General features: G+C 69.5%; 14 protein-coding genes. 8 read left to right on the top strand and 6 right to left on the bottom strand.

Annotation, left to right across the window (positions count from 1 at the left end; genetic code table 11):
• Positions 1 to 7: 7 nt before the first annotated feature.
• The 3 genes from AB3347_RS01480 to AB3347_RS01470 form a co-directional block, all read right to left on the bottom strand.
• Positions 8 to 1,192: a zinc-dependent alcohol dehydrogenase gene (locus AB3347_RS01480; RefSeq protein ID WP_369089999.1), complete on the bottom strand. Its 1,185-nt coding sequence runs from the start codon at positions 1,190 to 1,192 to the stop codon at positions 8 to 10.
• A 226-nt stretch (positions 1,193 to 1,418) separates the two neighbouring features.
• Complete coding sequence (locus AB3347_RS01475) at positions 1,419 to 2,288, bottom strand: neutral zinc metallopeptidase (RefSeq protein WP_369089998.1); 870 nt, start codon at positions 2,286 to 2,288, stop codon at positions 1,419 to 1,421.
• Positions 2,285 to 2,473 (bottom strand): hypothetical protein, encoded by a 189-nt coding sequence (locus AB3347_RS01470; RefSeq protein WP_369089997.1) that lies wholly within the window; start codon positions 2,471 to 2,473, stop codon positions 2,285 to 2,287. Before AB3347_RS01470 ends, AB3347_RS01475 begins: the two co-directional genes overlap by 4 nt.
• A 201-nt stretch (positions 2,474 to 2,674) precedes the next feature.
• Here AB3347_RS01470 and AB3347_RS01465 point away from each other — a divergent pair, with 201 nt between their 5' ends.
• Positions 2,675 to 3,610 (top strand): methyltransferase, encoded by a 936-nt coding sequence (locus AB3347_RS01465; protein ID WP_369089996.1) that lies wholly within the window; start codon positions 2,675 to 2,677, stop codon positions 3,608 to 3,610.
• A gap of 55 nt (positions 3,611 to 3,665) precedes the next feature.
• Here the strand turns inward: AB3347_RS01465 and AB3347_RS01460 are convergent, their stop codons facing one another.
• Together AB3347_RS01460 and AB3347_RS01455 are read right to left on the bottom strand one after the other, a co-directional pair.
• Positions 3,666 to 4,088, bottom strand: coding sequence for a DoxX family protein (locus AB3347_RS01460; RefSeq protein WP_369089995.1), 423 nt, complete (start codon positions 4,086 to 4,088; stop codon positions 3,666 to 3,668).
• Between the two features lie 66 nt (positions 4,089 to 4,154).
• The gene (locus AB3347_RS01455) at positions 4,155 to 4,889 is read right to left on the bottom strand and encodes a YjjG family noncanonical pyrimidine nucleotidase (RefSeq protein ID WP_369089994.1); all 735 of its coding nucleotides are present in this window, start codon (positions 4,887 to 4,889) and stop codon (positions 4,155 to 4,157) included.
• 151 nt (positions 4,890 to 5,040) lie between these two features.
• Here AB3347_RS01455 and AB3347_RS01450 point away from each other — a divergent pair, with 151 nt between their 5' ends.
• Entirely contained in the window at positions 5,041 to 5,244 is a 204-nt protein-coding gene (locus tag AB3347_RS01450; RefSeq protein WP_369089993.1) for a hypothetical protein, read from the top strand.
• Between the two features lie 113 nt (positions 5,245 to 5,357).
• Positions 5,358 to 6,659 (top strand): DUF3422 family protein, encoded by a 1,302-nt coding sequence (locus AB3347_RS01445; RefSeq protein WP_369089992.1) that lies wholly within the window; start codon positions 5,358 to 5,360, stop codon positions 6,657 to 6,659.
• Positions 6,660 to 6,719: 60 nt separating this feature from the next.
• Here AB3347_RS01445 and lldD read toward each other — a convergent pair whose 3' ends face one another.
• Positions 6,720 to 7,853 (bottom strand): FMN-dependent L-lactate dehydrogenase LldD, encoded by a 1,134-nt coding sequence (gene lldD, locus AB3347_RS01440; protein WP_369089991.1) that lies wholly within the window; start codon positions 7,851 to 7,853, stop codon positions 6,720 to 6,722.
• A 273-nt stretch (positions 7,854 to 8,126) separates the two neighbouring features.
• On the opposite strand from lldD, the gene AB3347_RS01435 reads away from it, so the two are divergent.
• The 5 genes from AB3347_RS01435 to AB3347_RS01415 are packed head-to-tail and all read left to right on the top strand — an operon-like array spanning position 8,127 to position 16,297.
• The gene (locus AB3347_RS01435) at positions 8,127 to 10,022 is read left to right on the top strand and encodes a rhamnogalacturonan lyase (protein WP_369089990.1); all 1,896 of its coding nucleotides are present in this window, start codon (positions 8,127 to 8,129) and stop codon (positions 10,020 to 10,022) included.
• Between the two features lie 14 nt (positions 10,023 to 10,036).
• The gene (locus AB3347_RS01430) at positions 10,037 to 11,257 is read left to right on the top strand and encodes a DUF4861 family protein (RefSeq protein WP_369089989.1); all 1,221 of its coding nucleotides are present in this window, start codon (positions 10,037 to 10,039) and stop codon (positions 11,255 to 11,257) included.
• 1 nt (position 11,258) lies between these two features.
• A complete protein-coding gene (locus AB3347_RS01425; protein ID WP_369089988.1) occupies positions 11,259 to 13,997 on the top strand; it encodes a Tat pathway signal sequence domain protein in 2,739 nt (912 codons plus the stop codon).
• A 21-nt stretch (positions 13,998 to 14,018) separates the two neighbouring features.
• Positions 14,019 to 15,323 carry a rhamnogalacturonan acetylesterase gene (locus tag AB3347_RS01420; protein ID WP_369089987.1) on the top strand — a complete coding sequence of 435 codons (1,305 nt, stop codon included), beginning with the start codon at positions 14,019 to 14,021 and terminating at the stop codon, positions 15,321 to 15,323.
• Positions 15,320 to 16,297 (top strand): glycoside hydrolase family 43 protein, encoded by a 978-nt coding sequence (locus AB3347_RS01415; protein ID WP_369089986.1) that lies wholly within the window; start codon positions 15,320 to 15,322, stop codon positions 16,295 to 16,297. The genes AB3347_RS01420 and AB3347_RS01415 overlap by 4 nt, the downstream gene beginning before the upstream one ends.
• The last annotated feature ends 81 nt before the right edge of the window (positions 16,298 to 16,378 follow it).

Raw genomic sequence — 16,378 nt, 5'->3', positions numbered from 1 at the left:
TCGCTCCTTAATGCACTACGCTGGCCGACACCGCCTTGACCTGGTTGGCGTTCGGCGGGATCAGGATGGTCTTGATGCAGTTGTCGAGCTTGCCGGAGAAGATGTGGTAAGCGTCCGACACTTCTTCCAGCGGCACCCGGTGGGTGATGATTTCTTTCGGATTCAGGCGCCCGGCGCGGATGTGCTCGATCAGGCGCGGCAGGTGGCGCTTGACGCTGGCCTGGTTCATGCGCAGGGTCAGGCCCTTGTTCAGGGCGTTGCCGATCGGGACGAAATTGAAGGTCGGGCCATACACGCCGACGATCGACACGTTGCCGCCCTTGCGCACCGAGTTGATGCACCAGTGCAGCGCCGTGGCCGAGCCGGCCTGCATCATGGTGTAGCGGCCGGTGAGCGACTGCATGGCATTGCCCGAGGCTTCGCAGCCGACCGCGTCGATGCAGACGTCGGCCCCCATCCAGTCGGTCATCTTCTTGATGTGCTCGGCCATGTCGCGCACGTCCTTGAAGTTGACCACTTCGCACTGGGCGTAGCGCTTGACGAACTCGAGGCGGTAGTCGACGTGGTCGACCACGATGACGCGCCCGGCCCCCATCAACCAGGCCGACTTGGCGGCGAAGATGCCGACCGGGCCGGCGCCGAACACCACCACGGTATCGCCTTCCGCGATGTCGCCCATCTCGGCCGCCTGGTAGCCGGTCGGCACCGCATCGGTGAGCAGCACGGCGTCGTCGTCGTGGATGTCGTCGGGGATCACCATGGGGCCGACGTCGGCCATCGGCACGCGCACCAGTTCGGCCTGGCCGCCGTCGTAGCCGCCGGCCGTGTGCGAATAGCCGTAGATGGAGCCCACGGCGGTGGATTCCGCATTCATGTTGTGGCAATTGCCGTACAGTTCGCGGTCGCAGAAGAAGCAGGAGCCGCAGAACACGTTGAAGGGCACCAGCACCTTGTCGCCGACTTTCAGGTGCTGGACACCGGAGCCGACTTCTTCGACCACGCCGATGAACTCGTGGCCGAAGGTGTGGCCGACACGGGTGTCGGGCACCAGGCCATGGTACAGGTGCAGGTCCGAGCCGCAGATGCAGGAGCGGGTGACGCGCACGATGGCGTCGCCGGGATGCTCGATGACGGGGTCGGGCTTGTGATCGGCACGGACGCGATAAGGCCCGCGGTAGTTCATTGCCAGCATAACTCCTCCTCGATGATGTTCACAACGGATTCAGGCACCCGCCGGCTCGGCGGGCAGCGTGGGAAAACCTTATGTCAGAACGCCAGGGATTGCGATACGCGCACGGAAACGAACAGGACGATTCGAGGAGATTCGGCGATGGCGCAAGGCCGGACGAGAGCTTGTCCTACAAGCGACCCGGGGTGCGTTGGTGCGGCAAGGCCGCCGCCCCACGCACTGCGCGGGCTTACAACTGGCGCGCCTCGAAGGTATTGCACTGCTCCACGCTGCCGCTCTCCAGGCCGCGCGTGAACCAGCGCACGCGCTGGGCCGAGCTGCCGTGGGTAAACGAATCCGGCACCACCGTGCCCTGCGACTGGCGCTGCAGGGCGTCGTCGCCGATCGCGGTAGCCGCCGCCAGCGCGGTCTCGACGTCGCCCGCTTCCAGGATCTGCTCGCGCTTGTTGGTGCGGTTGGCCCAGACGCCGGCGAAGCAGTCGGCCTGCAGTTCCAGGCGCACCGACAGGGCGTTGCCTTCGCGTTCCGACGCGCGCTGCTGGGCGTTGTGGACCTTGTCCGAGACCCCCAGCAGGTTCTGTACGTGGTGGCCGACTTCGTGCGCGATCACGTAGGCCTGGGCGAATTCGCCGGCCACGTTGAAGCGCTGCTGCATCAGGCGGAAGAAGCCCAGGTCGATGTAGACCTTGCCGTCGGCCGGGCAATAGAAGGGGCCGGTGGCGCTGCGTCCGGTGCCGCAGGCGGTCGGGGTCGCGCCCTCGAACAGCACCAGCCTGGCCGGCCGGTACTGGGCGCCCTGCTCGGCGAAGATCTGGGCCCAGGCGTCTTCGGTGTAGGCCAGGGTGGTGCGCACGAACTGGGTCTCGCGGTCGTCGGCCGGCGCGCCCTGCGGTCCCTGCGGCGCCTGCTGCACCGGCACCGGCCCGCCGCCCCCGCCGCCGAGGATCACGCTCGGGTCGATGCCGAAGAATACGCTGCCGATGAGGGCAATCACCAGCGTGCCGATGCCCACGGTCTTGCCGCCGAAGCCCCCGAAACCGCCGCCGCCGCCGCGGCGGTCCTCCACGTTGTCGCTCTGCCGGTCGCCTTCCCACTTCATCGCTTGCCCTCCTCATGCTTGCTTCGTGCCGGCCGCCGCAGCGTGCCGGTATCGGCGCGCTCGCGCGCGTCCTTCAGCCGGAATTCCTCTTCCAGCGGCGCCAGGCCGCTGCGGGCCTCGTCGTGCAGCGCACGTTCGTGGCGCTCGCGCGCGATCTCGCGTTCGATCCCGTCCCTCTTGCTCATGCTGTTCTCCCCTGGTTGTCGGCGCGGCGCGGTGGCCCGGTCCGCCGGCGCCACCCTCGTGCCAACGAGTATGGACAGCGGCCCGGTTTCGGACTGTTCGCACATTCACATAGTGGTGGCAATTTCCTCTGCCCAAGGATGCGCGCGGCCTGCGTTAGCTGGCGCACAGCATGGCGGCTGCGCACGTGCGAGGCTAGACGCATGACAAGTCCACACGCCAATGCCCTCGTCGCGCTCGGCCGCTACCTGCGCGAGCACGCATACCGTTTCATCACGGTGACCCCGTCCACCCACCGCCGCATCAACCGCCGGCCCGGCAACGAGCGCGCGCGCGACCTGCGCGGCATCTTCGGCTGGAGCCGTCCGTTCGCGCCGGGCGACGTGGCGCCGGAACTGCTGGCGCTGATGCACGACGCCCGCATCGTGGAAGCGGACGGCGCCCTGCTGCGCTCGACGCTGCGCGCCTCGAGCCTGGGCGAGCTGCTGGTGTTCCATTCGGCCTACCCGACCGAGGACGAGGACGCGGTGTTCTTCGGTCCCGACACCTACCGCTTCGTCGGCACCATGGGGCGCGCCTTTCCCTGGCTCGGTTCGGGGCCGACCCGCGCGCTGGACATCGGCTGCGGCGGCGGCGCCGGCGCGCTGGCGATCGCGCGCCATTTCCCGCACGCCGAGGTCACCGGCGCCGACATCAACACCCGGGCGCTGGCGCTGACGGTGGTGAATGCGCGGCTGGCCGGGCTCGACAACCTGCACGCCTGCCACAGCAACCTGTTCGACAGCCTGGACGGCGACTTCGACCTGATCGTCTCGAACCCGCCCTACGTGCTCGACCCGAGCAAATTGCCCTACCGCCACGGCGGCGGCATGCGCAGCGCCGAACTGTCGGTGCGCATCGTCAAGGAAAGCCTGGAACGGCTGCGCCGCGGCGGCAGCCTGATGCTGTACACGGGCGTGGCGATCAGCGGTTCGACCGACGCATTCCTGGAAGCGATCCGCCCCGACCTGCAGGCCCAGTGCGGCCACTGGAACTACGAGGAGCTCGACCCCGACATCTTCGGCGGCCAGCTCGGCGAGCCGGGCTACGAAGAGGCCGAGCGGATCGCGGCCGTGTGGCTGCATGCAATCAAGCAATGATCAGATTGATGAACGGCGCGCATGAATCTGTGCGGCCATTCATGAACATGATGCATTAATTGAAGCGCCCGCCGATGCCGCCCAGGCTGTAGCGCCCGGCGCCGAGCAGGGCCAGCGCGATCGCGCTGCCCAGGTACATGCCCTGCAATTCCAGCGCCCAGCCGCCGGTATTGTTCAGCGTAAAGAATTCGGCCGTGTGCACCAGCAGCAGCGCGACGATCATGTTGATCGCCACGACCAGGGCCGCCAGGCGCGTGAACAGCCCGAGCAGGATCAGGAGCGGCGCCAGCACTTCGCCGATGTAGACGCCGTAGGCGAACACCTCGGGCAAACCCGCCTTCTGCAGCATGCCGGCAATGAAGCCGACCCCGCTGCCGAGTTTCGATATGCCATGGAACAGCAGCAGGACGGCAAGCACGACGCGCAGGACGAGCTTGCCAAGATCGTCGTGCTCGCGACGGACGGGTGTGGTCTGCATGGTCGCCTCCGGATATGGAGGCTCGAGCATAGCACCGCCGCGCGCGACGGCGGGCACGCTTGCCGGCTAGGCCGCCGCCGCGGGCGCGGCCAGCGCTTCCAGCGCGGGCAGCACCTGGTCCAGGTGCGCCACCTCGGCGCTGGGCAGCGCCAGGGTGTCGTTGGCCAGCCGGCCCGGATTGAACCAGCAGCTGTCGATGCCGAAGCGGTTGGCGCCGAGGATGTCGGCATCCAGGCGGTCGCCGACGATCACGGTTTCCGCCTTGGCGAACGGTCGCGCGCGCGCCATCCGCACGCTGTACTCGAAGAAGCGGGTGTCCGGCTTGGCATGGCCGCAGGCTTCCGAGGTGGCCACGAAGGAAATGTAGCGGTCCAGGCCCGAGCTGGCGATGCGGCGGTGCTGGATGTGCTCGACGCCATTGGTGATGATGCCGATCTCGCCCAGCGCGCTGAGTGCGGCGCACAGGCGCTGGGCGCCGTCGACCAGCACCACCGTCTCGGACAGCGATTCGAGGTAGAGCGCGCTGGCCCGCTCGGGGTCCAGGTCGAGGCCGTTCTGCAGGAAGGTCCGGCGGAAGCGCTCGACCTTCAGCAACTCCTTCGACACCGTGCCGGCCTCGAAGGCGCGCCAGAGCGCGACGTTGATCGCCTGGTACTGCGGGAACAGGGCGTCGATTGCGCCGTCCAGGCCCAGCGCCTGCAGCGTACGCACGAAGGAGAGTTGTTCGGAAGCCCTGAAATCGAGCAGGGTGTCGTCCAGGTCGAACAGGAAGAGGGTGTGTTTGACTGCGCTGTGTGTCACTACGTCATCCGATGATGCCTACTGTGGCCTTGCATCTTAGCATGCCACCCAGCCCCGCCCCGCCCGACGGCCGCCGGCCGCCGCCGGGGTCCAAATAGTCGACCGGCCCCGGCCCGTGGCCGGCATCGGCCCAGTTGGGGAGAGGAAGCTGATGCGCCACGAGCTCGCTCCGGCAGCGCCCGCGCTCCTGCCGCGCCTGCCGCTGCTGCCGCTCTTGTTAATGCTGCCGCTGGACGTGCTGGCCGGGATGACGGGACCGGCGCGCAAGGAGCCGGGCTGCAAGGGGCCGGGCCGACAATCGCGCACTGCGGCGCAGCTTCCGCTCAACTCGCTGCGCTCCCGATCAAGATCCTGAGTGTTCGGGCCCGGCCCGTTGACCGATGCGCCAAATCGGCAGGTAATGAGGCACTGGCCAAGCCACCCAGTCCCCTGCCGAGAGAGAGCCGATTGAGAGACTTCAAGCTAACGTTGAACCACCCGCTGCGCGTGCCGCTGGCGGCCGAACTCCATTCGCGCCCCTTCATGCGGCTCGACGGTCCCGAGGCGATCACCCACCTGGCCGTCTGCCACGGCGGCCGGACCGGCTCGCCGCAGGCCCATGGGCAGCACCGCCTGCTGGGGGAACTGTGCGGGCATTTCGGCGTCGCCGCGCCGGGCCCGGGCAGCAACCACTTCTACCACGACTTCGGCAGCTTCCGCCTGAAGTGGGAATGCCACACCGAGTTCGCCACCTACACCGTGAGCGCACCCCTGGCGCCGCAGCTGGCGGTGCACGACGCCTTCGCCCACATGCCGCTGTCCTACCTGCCGGCATCCTGGCTGGGCAGCCTGGAAGGCAGCCTGATGGCCGCCGCCCACGTGGCCCTGGTGAAGGGCGAGGCCGACGCCGCGCGCCTGCCGGCGGTGTTCGAGCGCAGCCAGCTGGCCGGCTCCTCGGTGATGCAGGGCGCCGAGCTGTGGACCGATTTCGCCATCCAGGCCGACGGCTTCAGCCGCTTCGTGATCCGCGACCTCGGCATGCGCCACCTGCAGGGCGGCCGCCTGGTGCAGCGCGTGCTCGAGATCGAGACCTACCGCATGATGGCCCTGCTCGGCCTGCCCGCTGCGCGCAGCGTCGCCACCGAACTGGACGCGATCGAAGCCCAGCTCGCGCTGCTTGCCAGCGCCATGGTGGCCACCGACATGGCGCCGGACACCGGCGCGCAGGACGAACAGCGCCTGCTCGCCCAGATCACGCGGCTGGCGGCGCGCCTGGAAAAGCTGGTGCTCGACAACGGCTACCGCTTCTCGGCCTCGACAGCCTATTTCGGCATCGTCAAGGCGCGCATCGAGGAACTGCGCGAGACCCGCATCGAAGGCAGCCCGACGGTGGAAGAATTCATGGAACGGCGCCTGGCCCCGGCCATGCAGACCTGCGGCGCGGTCAGCGCGCGCCAGGAGGCGCTGGGACGGCGCATCGCCGACAGCAACGACCTGCTGCGCACCCGGGTCGGCATCGTGCAGGAACTGCAGAACCGCCGCATCCTGGAATCGATGAACGCGCGCGCCGCCCAGCAGCTGCGCCTGCAGCTCGCGGTCGAAGGCCTGTCGGTGGCCGCGATCTCCTACTACCTGGTGGGCCTGCTCGGCTACGCCGGCAAGGCGGCCAAGGCGGCCGGCCTGCCGCTCAACCCGGACCTGATGCTCGGCATCCTGGTGCCGGTGGTCGCCGCCGGCGTGTGGCTGGCGCAGCGGCGGGTGCACCACCGCATCGGGCGGCGCGGCCATTAGCCGGCCGCGCATGTCCGTAGGGTGGTCGGCTCCGCCGACCACCCTACGAGCGGAATACCTCTAGCGCGCCAGCAGATGCGGCCCGATGTCGCGTACCGACTGCACGCCGGTCAGCACCATGTTGGTGCGCAGGTCCTTCTCCATGATCGCCAGCAGGCGCTCGACCCCGGCCTGGCCCTGGGTGGCCAGCGCATACACGAAGGCGCGGCCGATCAGCACGCCGTCGGCGCCCAGCGCCAGCATGCGGAACACGTCGGTCCCGGTGCGCACGCCGCCGTCGGCGAAAATGGCCATCTTCCCTTTGACTTCCGCCGCGATGCCCGGCAGCGCGCTGGCCGAGGACGGCGCCCCGTCCAGCTGGCGCCCGCCGTGGTTCGAGACCACGATGCCGTCGGCGCCGAAGGCCAGCGCATCGCGCGCGTCCTCCGGGTCGAGGATGCCCTTGATCACCAGCTTGCCCTGCCACTCGTCGCGGATCCATTGCAGGTCGGGCCAGGCGATGCCCGGATCGAAATTGGCGCCCAGCCAGCCGATGTAGTCGGCCAGGCCGGTGGCGTTGCCGCGGTAGGCCGAGATGTTGCCGAGGTCGTGCGGGCGGCCGAACACGCCCACGTCGAGCGCCCAGCGCGGATGGGTAAATGCCTGCAGCACGCGCCGCAGCGGGCCGTTCGGGCCGCTCATGCCGCTGTGGGCGTCGCGGTAGCGCGCGCCCGGCACCGGCATGTCCACCGTGAACACCAGGTTGCGCGCACCGAGTTCCCAGGCGCGCCGCATCACGTCGCGCATGAAGCCGCGGTCCTTCAGCACGTACAGCTGGAACCAGATCGGGTTCGACGCCTGGGCCGCCACCTCGGCCAGCGGGCACACCGACACGGTGGACTGGATGAAGGGGATGTTGCGGCGGCAGGCCGCGCGCACCGCCTGCACCTCGCCGCGCCGCGCATACATGCCGGTCAGGCCCACCGGCGCCAGCGCGATCGGCAGCCCGTAGTCCTGGCCGAACCACCGCACGCCCAGGTCCAGCTGCTCGGAGCCGCGCAGCACGCGCTGGCGCAGCTTGACCGCCTGCAGGTCGTCGACGTTGCTACGCAGGGTCTGCTCGGCGCCGGCGCCGCCATCGAGGTAGTGGAACAGGAAAGGCGGCAGGCGGCGGCGGGCCGCTTCGCGGAAATCGGTGGCGGACGAAATGATCATGGACAGGGTGAGCGAATGTACGAAGTGAACCCGCACAGTGTATGCCGGGGCGCGCACGAGCGTCCATCTTCGCCTGCGCATCGATCAAGGGATTGATCGGGCGCTGAGCGAAGCCCACCCCGGCCGCGTGTCCATACGGCGCTGTATTCACGCCCGGCGGCATTCGCTCAAGCGGCTGACTAATTGGGGCGTGAAACGGCCGGCTGGTTGACACTGCCGCCATGGCAAATGAATACTCGGATGCGCTATCCTCCACGAGCGACCCAGGACACCATGGCATCCACCACCTATCGAACCACGCTGCAGCGCAGCATCGCCCTCGGCCTGCTGGCCCTCGCGGCCGGCGCCTGCAGCACCACCCAACCCAGCGGCGCCCAGGTCGGCGGCAGGCAGCTCGAAGTCCTCGACCGCGGCGTGGTCGCGCTCGCGACGGGCAGCGGCAACTTCGTGAGCTGGCGCGCGCTCGGCCAGGACGACGCCGCCACCGCCTTCAATCTCTACCGCGACGGGGTGCGCGTCAACGACCGGCCGCTGCTTGCCACCAACTTCGTCGACGCCGGCGCCGCTGTTGGCGCCAGCTACAGCGTGCGGCCCGTGCGCGGCGGCGTCGAGACCGGCGGGGAGGCCAAGCCGGTCGCCGGCTGGCCGCAAGCCTTCCTGCGCATTCCGCTGCGCAAGCCGGCCGATGGCGTGAGCCCGGACGGTGTCGCCTACAGCTACGTGGTCAACGACGGCTCGGCCGCCGACCTCGACGGCGACGGCCGCTACGAGCTCCTGGTGAAGTGGCAGCCGACCAACGCGCACGACAATTCGCACAGCGGCCATACCGGCTCGACCTACATCGACGCCTACCGGCTCGACGGCAGCTTCATGTGGCGCATCGACCTGGGCAAGAACATCCGCGCCGGCGCCCACTACACCACCTACCTCGCCTACGACTTCGACGGCGACGGCCGCGCCGAAGTCATGATGAAGACCGCCGACGGCAGCGTCGACGGCCGGGGCAAGGTGATCGGCGACGCGCAGGCCGACCATCGCAACAAGGACGGCTTCATCCTGCAAGGTCCGGAATTCCTGACCGTCTTCGACGGCCGCAGCGGCGCCGCGCTGGCCACCACCGGCTATCTGCCGGCGCGCGGCGGCATTGGCGAGGCCTGGGGCGACGATCGCGGCAACCGGGTCGACCGCTTCCTGGGCGGCGTGGCCTACCTCGACGGCAAGCGCCCGAGCGCGGTGTTCGCGCGCGGCTACTACACGCGCGCCGTGCTGGCGGCCTGGGACTGGCGCGACGGCAAACTGTCGCAGCGCTGGGTCTTCGACAGCGATACGCCGGGCAACGGCGCCGCCGCCGGCCAGGGCGCGCACTGGATGGCGGTGGCCGACGCCGACGGCGACGGCCGCGACGACATCGTCTACGGCGCCGCCACCGTCACCAGCGACGGCAAGCTGATGTACAGCTCGAACCTGTGCCATGGCGACGCCCTGCATGTCGGCAAACACGACCCGAGCCTGCCCGGCCTGCAGGTGTTCATGGTGCACGAGTCGCCCAAGTGCTACCAGGGCAATGGCGCCGCGATGCGCGACGCCGCCACCGGCAAGGTCCTGTGGGGCATCCCGAGCACGATCGACGTCGGCCGCGGCATCTGCATGGACATCGACGCCGCCCATCCAGGCAACGAGTGCTGGGCCGCGATCGGCGGCATCACCAACCCTGCCGGCGGCCTGTACGACGCCAGGGGCGTCCGGATCTCGGCGCTGCGTCCGCGCGCCTACAACTTCGGCCTCTGGTGGGACGGCGACCTGCTGCGCGAGTCGCTCGACGGCACCCGGATCGAGAAATGGAATCCGCAGGCGCAGCGCCTCGACCTGATCCTGGACGCTGCGCCGCAGGGCGCGGCGTCGAACAACGGCACCAAGGCCAATCCGGTGCTGTCGGCCGACCTGCTCGGCGACTGGCGCGAGGAAGTGGTCTGGCGCAGCAGCGGCGACGACGCCCTGCTGGTGTTCAGCACCACCGTGCCGACCCGGCACCGCCTGCCGACCCTGATGCACGACGCCCAGTACCGCGTGCAGGTGGCCGCCCAGAACGCCGGCTACAACCAGCCGCCCCATCCCAGCTTCTTCCTCGGCGAAGGCATGACGCCGCCGCAGTCGACCAACCAACCCTGAACACGCATCCAGACATGAGCCATCGCCTTTCCGCCATCGCCCTCGCCGCCCTGTTCACCGTCGCCGGCGCCGCCGGCGCCGCCGAGCGCCTCACGGTCACCGTCAGCCACACGCTCGACATTGCCCGTCCGGCCGAAACCATCGCCATCCCCTGGGCCAAGGTCAACGAAGCCCTGCCCCAGGCGCTGAACCAGCAGCTGGTGGTCAAGGACGCGGCGGGGCGCGTGCTGCCCTACCAGGTCACCAACATCGCCCCGACCGCCAAGGACCCCAGGTTCATCGGCGCCGCCTACGGCGAACTGCTGTTCCAGGTCGACTTCAAGCCGGGCGAGAAGCGCACCACCGTCACCATCGAAAAAGCCGGCGCCACGGTGCCACCCTTCCCGGCCAGGACCGCTGCGCGCTTCGTGCCGGAACGCCTCGACGACTTCGCCTGGGAGAACGACCGGCTGGCGCACCGCACCTACGGCCCCGCGCTGGCCGCACCGGCGCCTGCGGGATCCGACAAGGAAGTGCTGGTCACGAGCGGCATGGACATCTGGTTCAAGCGCGTGCCCTACCCGATCGTCGACCGCTGGTACAACATCGGCCACGACCACTACCACGTGGACGAAGGCGAAGGCATCGACATGTACAACGTCGGCCCGACCCGCGGCGCCGGCGGCACCGGCATCTGGGACGGCCAGAAGCTGTACGTCGGCACCAATTACGCGCGCTGGAAGATCCTGGCCAACGGCCCGGTACGCACCGTATTCGAGCTGCACTACGACGGCTGGGACGCGCAGGGCACCAAGGTGTCCGAGGTCAAGCGCTTCACCGTGGACGCCGGCCGCTGGTTCGACCGCATCGACAGCAGCTTCAGCTTCGCCGGTCCCAAGCAGCTCATCGCCGCGGTCGGCCTGAACAAGCGTCCGAGCGACAAGGGCCAGGAAGTGAAGGTCGACTTCAGCCAGAACAAGCAGGACGGCAGCCTGGTGCAATGGGTGACCCAGAAGAGCTTCGGCGACTTCGGCGTGGCCGTGATCGTCCCGGGCGCCTCCGGCTTCGCCGCCGACGAGCGCAACGGCCTGGTGACGGCGCCGGTGGTCTCCGGCCAGCCGCTGCGCTACCACGTGGGCGCCGCCTGGACCCGCGGCAGCCCCTTCGCCACCCAGGCCGACTGGCAGCGCCACGTCGCCGAGGAAGCCGCGCGCCTGCGTGCGCCGGTAACGGTCAGCATGTCGGCGAGCCGCTGAGATGGCGCCGCTGTCCCGCCGCAGCTTCTTCAAGACCGGCGCCCTGGCTGCGGCGCTGCCCTTCGGCGTGCGCGCCGCCCAGGCCGCGACGCCGGCCGCACCGGCCGCACCGGCCGCCGCAACGGTCGCCGACCTGGCCTGGCTGGAAGGCGCGCCAAGCCTCATGACCGGCACCACCTTCGGCGTGCCCTGGCCGCGCGGCGCCCTGCGCAAGGACCAGGCGTTTGCCGTGCATGGCGCCGACGGCGAACTGGCCTGCCAGAGCTGGCCGATCGCCTGGTGGCCGGACGGCTCGCTCAAGTGGACTGCGCACGCACTGCCGGCCCAGGACGCCGCCCTGCCGGGTCGCCTGCAGGTCCGCCCGGGCAAGGCGCGCCTGCCAGCCCAGGTGCTGGCGGTGCAAGAGGGCCCGGACGCCATCGTGGTGAACACGGGCGTGATCGAATGCGTGGTGCCGCGCCAGGGCGCCGACATCATCCGCAGCATCCGGCGCAAGCTCGGTAACGGCGAGCGCGAGATCGCGCGCGCCGGCAAGCTGGTGGCCTTGAGCGACGACCAGCCGGACGGCAGCGCCGGAACGACGCGCCGGAGCGCCTACGAAAGCCGGCTCACCCGGGTCGCGCTGGAACAGCGCGGCCCGGTGCGCAGCGTGGTGAAACTCGAAGGGATGCACCGCGCAGTCGAAGGCGCGCGTTCCTGGCTGCCCTTCACGCTGCGCCTGTATTTCTATGCCGGCGCCGAGTCGGTGCGCATCATGCACACCTTCGTCTTCGACGGCGACGAGCAGAAGGACTTCCTGCGCGGGATCGGCCTGCGCTTCGACGTGCCGCTGCCGGACGAGGCCCATAACCGCCACGTGCGCTTCGGCGGCGAGCTGCAGGAGCACGGCGGCGGCCTGTGGGCCGAGGGCGTGCGCAACCTGACCGGCCTGCGCCGCGACCCGGGCGAAGCCGTGCGCAAGGCCCAGCTGGCCGGGCTCGGCATCGCCACGCCCGAGATCGCCGAGCGGGTGCGCAAGAACATGCACTACGTCCCGGCCTGGGGCGACTACAGCCTGTCGCAGCTGTCGCCCGACAGCTTCCGCATCCGCAAGCGCACCAAGGCCGGGCACGGCTGGATCGACGCGGCCTGGGGCCGGCGCGCGCCGGGCCTGGGCTACATCGGCGGCGCCAGCGGCGGCGTGGCCTTCGGCATGCGCGACTTCTGGCAGCGCCACCCGACCCAGCTCGACATCCGCAATGCGCATACCGACGCGGCCCAGGTCACCGTATGGATGTGGTCGCCCGACGCGCCGGCGATGGACCTGCGCTTCTACCACGACGGCATGGGCATGGACAGCCACGCCGAAGAGCTGCAGGCCCTGGACCTCACCTACGAAGACTACGAAAAAGGCTTCGGCACGCCGGTCGGCGTCGCCCGCAGCAGCGAACTGACCCTGTGGGCGCTGGATGCGACCCCGGCGCGCGAACGCCTGGTGCAGATGGCGGCGCAGGTCCAGACGCCGCCGCAGCTGGTGGCGGCGCCCGCCCACATCCTGGGCACCCGGGTGTTCGGCAACATGTGGTCGCTGCCGGACCGCTCGACGCCGGCCAAGGCCGCCATCGAAGACCGGCTGGACGCCCACTTCGACTTCTACCGCAAGGAAGTCGAGCAGCGCCGCTGGTACGGCTTCTGGGACCATGGCGACGTGCGCCACACCTACGACGCCGACCGCCACGAATGGCGCTACGACGTCGGCGGCTACGCCTGGGCCAACTCGGAACTCTCGCCCGACCTGTGGCTGTGGTATTCCTTCCTGCGCAGCGGGCGCGCCGACATCTTCCGCATGGGCGAAGCGATGGTGCGCCACACCAGCGACGTCGACACCTACCACCTGGGCCGCTTCGCCGGCCTGGGCACGCGCCACAACGTCCAGCACTGGGGCTGCAGCGCCAAGCAGGTGCGCATCAGCACCGCGGTCTACCGCCGCATGTACTACTACCTGACCGCGGACGAGCGCATCGGCGACGTGATGCGCGAAGTGCTGGATGCCGACACCCGCCTGGACGCGGTCGACCCGGTGCGCAAGCTCCCCAACGCGCCGCCCAAGGGCCCCTACCCGGTGCGCGCCAGCTTCGGCACCGACTGGGCCTCGCTGGCCGCCAACTGGCTCACCGAATGGGAGCGCAGCGGCAGCGTCAAGTACCGCGACAAGATCCTGACCGGCATGCGCGACATCGCCGCCATGCCGCACGGCTTCTTCAACGCCGAACGCATGGGCTACGAGCCCGACACCGGCCGCCTGCACAACATGATCGGCGACGGCGTCGCCGCTTCGCACCTGAATGCGGTGTTCGGCGCGGTCGAGATCTTCGACGAACTGATCAACCTGACCGGCGACAAGGCCTTCGAGAAGGCCTGGCTCGACTACTGCGAACTGTACAACGCGCCCGTCGAGGAACAGGTGCGCCGCCTGGGCAGCAAGCATGGCGGCACCGACGCCCTCTACCTCGGCAACTCGCGCATGACCGCCTACGCCGCCTGGAAGCGCAAGGACCCGGTGCTTGCGCGCCGCGCCTGGAAGGAGTTCACGGGCGGCGCCCGGCCCTATCCGCCCTTCGCGCCGAAGCGCATCGATGGGCCGGCCGTACTCAACCCGGTCAACGAAGTGCCATGGGTGACCACCAACGACACGGCGCAATGGGGCCTGGCCGCGATCCAGAACCTGGCCCTGGTCGGCGACGCCCTGCCGGCCACATAGAACCAGCACGAAAGTCGACACATGACACCACGCTTCCACGGCGCCCTGTGCGCCATCGCCGGCGCCGCCTTGCTGGCGGGCTGCGCGTCCCAAGCCACGGCGGACACCGCCCGGCGCTTCGCGTTCGGCGGCAGCGCGCCTGCCGGCTACACGCCGGTCGGCGCGTCCACCACGTATGAACCGGGCCGCGGCTACGGCTTCGAACCGGGCACACCCCAGGGCAGCTATTTTTCGGTCGACCTCCCGGAAGGCAACTACCGCGTGACGGTCACGCTGGGCGACGAGCGGCAGCCGGGCGTCACCACCATCAAGTCCGAACTGCGCCGCCTGATGCTCGAGAACGTCCAGACTGCCCCGGGCCAGACAGTACAGCGCAGCTTCATCGTCAATGTGCGCACCCCGCAGATCCCGGCAGCGGCGGGCGTCGCCGCCGGCGAAGTGAAACTCAACGTCCCGCGCGAGACCGTCACCGAAGCCTGGGCCTGGGACCGGCGCCTGACCCTTGAATTCAGCGGCGCCCGACCGGCCGTGCGCAGCATCGAGATCGCCAAGGCAGAGGTGCCGACCCTGTTCCTGCTGGGCGACTCCACCGTCAGCGACCAGCCGGGCGAGCCCTACAACAGCTGGGGCCAGATGCTGCCGCGCTTCTTCAAGCCCACGGTGGCGGTGGCCAACTATGCGCAGTCGGGCGAGACCTACCGCGATTCGCTCGCCAAGCGCCGCATCGACAAGATCCTGACCCGGATGAAGCCGGGCGACACGCTCCTGATGCAGTACGGTCACAACGACCAGAAGCAGATTGCGGCCGGCAAGGGTGGCCCCTTCACCACCTACAAGGCCGAGATCGGGACCCACGTCGAGATGGTGCGCGCACGCGGCGGCCTGCCGGTCATCGTCTCGTCGATGGAGCGCCGTCGCTTCGACGACGCGGGCAAGGTCGTGCTCACCCTGGGCGACTATGCCGAGGCGGCGCGCCAGTCGGCGCGGGAACTCGGCGTGCCCTTCATCGACCTGCATGCCATGAGCCAGACCATGTACGCGGCGCTCGGCGTCGAGGGCTCGAAGGCGGCCTTCGCCCTGCCGGCACCGAAGCCCCTCGACAATACCCATCACAACAACTACGGCAGCTATGTGCTGGCCAAGGCCGTCGTGCTGGGCATGCGTGAGGCCAGACTGCCGGTGGCCGCCCAGGTGGTCGACGATTTCGCCTTCGACCCGGCCCGTCCGGACCCGGTCGCGGGGTTTGCTGTGCCCCCCAGCCCCGGACGCACGCAGGAGCGCCCGCTCGGCGACGAAGCCAACCGCGACCTGCGGGCCGCCAAATGAAGCGCCGGAATGCACTCGGGGCGCTGGCCGCGCTGGGCGGCGGCGCCCTGCTGGCCGGCTGCGCGCCCCTGCTCCGGAAGGAAGAAGCACAGGCCTACCTGTTCGCCTACTTCACCGGCAATGGCGCCGACGGCCTGCACCTGGCCGCCAGCAGCGACGGCTACGTCTGGGAAGCGCTGCGCGGCGGCGCCAGCTTCCTCGCGCCGACGGTGGGCACGAAGCTGATGCGCGACCCGAGCCTGGTGCGCGGGCCCGACGGCCTGTACCACATGGTCTGGACCAGCGGCTGGAACGACAAGGGCATCGGCTACGCCTCCTCGCCGGACCTCGTGAACTGGTCGGCCCAGCGCGAGATCCCCGTGATGGCGCACGAACCGGCAGCCCTGAACGCCTGGGCGCCCGAGATCTTCTACGACCGAGGCCGCGGCCATTACCTGATCCTGTGGTCGACCACCATCCCCGGGCGTTTCCCGCAGACCGAGGGCCAGAGCGAAGAGAAGTACAACCACCGCATCTACGCCACCACGACCCGGGACTTCGCCAGCTTCACGCCCAGCCGCCTGTATTACGATCCGGGATTCTCGGCGATCGACGCCACCCTGGCGCGCGCCTTCGGAAAGGACTGGCTGCTGGTGAAGGACGAGACCCGCTATCCGCCCAAGAAGCACCTGCGCGTGGCCCGGGCGTCCGGCTTCGACGGTCCCTTCGGGGCGCTGGGTGCGCCGATCACGCCCTCGGGCCTGTGGAGCGAAGGACCGAGCGTGCTGCAGGTCGGGGACGAGGTGATCGTGTATTACGACGCCTACACGGCCGGCCACTACGGAGCGCTGCGTACGCGCGACATGCTCAACTGGGAAGACGTGACCGCGAAGTTGCGGTTTCCCGGGGCGGGGACGAAGCAGCGGGTGCGGCATGGGACGGCGTTTGCGGCGCCGGTGGAGCTGCTAGAGCGGATCAAGGCCGCAAAACCTTGAATCGTAGGGTGGGCGGCTTTGCCGCCCACGCGGTGATAGTTGCAATCAAGTCAGCCGCCTTGGCTGATCTTGTGGGAGTTG

The sequence above is a fragment of the Massilia sp. X63 genome, assembly GCF_041023745.1.
Taxonomy (GTDB): Bacteria; Pseudomonadota; Gammaproteobacteria; order Burkholderiales; family Burkholderiaceae_D; genus Telluria.
This window is presented reverse-complemented; position numbering and strand designations above follow the sequence as displayed.

Excerpts from the sequence above, each read along its gene's own strand:
- AB3347_RS01480 (WP_369089999.1), bottom strand. The coding sequence starts at position 1,192 with ATGCTGGCAATGAACTACCGCGGGCCTTATCGCGTCCGTGCCGATCAC.
- AB3347_RS01475 (WP_369089998.1), bottom strand. The coding sequence starts at position 2,288 with ATGAAGTGGGAAGGCGACCGGCAGAGCGACAACGTGGAGGACCGCCGC.
- AB3347_RS01470 (WP_369089997.1), bottom strand. The coding sequence starts at position 2,473 with ATGAGCAAGAGGGACGGGATCGAACGCGAGATCGCGCGCGAGCGCCAC.
- AB3347_RS01465 (WP_369089996.1), top strand. The coding sequence starts at position 2,675 with ATGACAAGTCCACACGCCAATGCCCTCGTCGCGCTCGGCCGCTACCTG.
- AB3347_RS01460 (WP_369089995.1), bottom strand. The coding sequence starts at position 4,088 with ATGCAGACCACACCCGTCCGTCGCGAGCACGACGATCTTGGCAAGCTC.
- AB3347_RS01450 (WP_369089993.1), top strand. The coding sequence starts at position 5,041 with ATGCGCCACGAGCTCGCTCCGGCAGCGCCCGCGCTCCTGCCGCGCCTG.
- lldD (WP_369089991.1), bottom strand. The coding sequence starts at position 7,853 with ATGATCATTTCGTCCGCCACCGATTTCCGCGAAGCGGCCCGCCGCCGC.
- AB3347_RS01435 (WP_369089990.1), top strand. The coding sequence starts at position 8,127 with ATGGCATCCACCACCTATCGAACCACGCTGCAGCGCAGCATCGCCCTC.
- AB3347_RS01430 (WP_369089989.1), top strand. The coding sequence starts at position 10,037 with ATGAGCCATCGCCTTTCCGCCATCGCCCTCGCCGCCCTGTTCACCGTC.
- AB3347_RS01425 (WP_369089988.1), top strand. The coding sequence starts at position 11,259 with ATGGCGCCGCTGTCCCGCCGCAGCTTCTTCAAGACCGGCGCCCTGGCT.
- AB3347_RS01420 (WP_369089987.1), top strand. The coding sequence starts at position 14,019 with ATGACACCACGCTTCCACGGCGCCCTGTGCGCCATCGCCGGCGCCGCC.
- AB3347_RS01415 (WP_369089986.1), top strand. The coding sequence starts at position 15,320 with ATGAAGCGCCGGAATGCACTCGGGGCGCTGGCCGCGCTGGGCGGCGGC.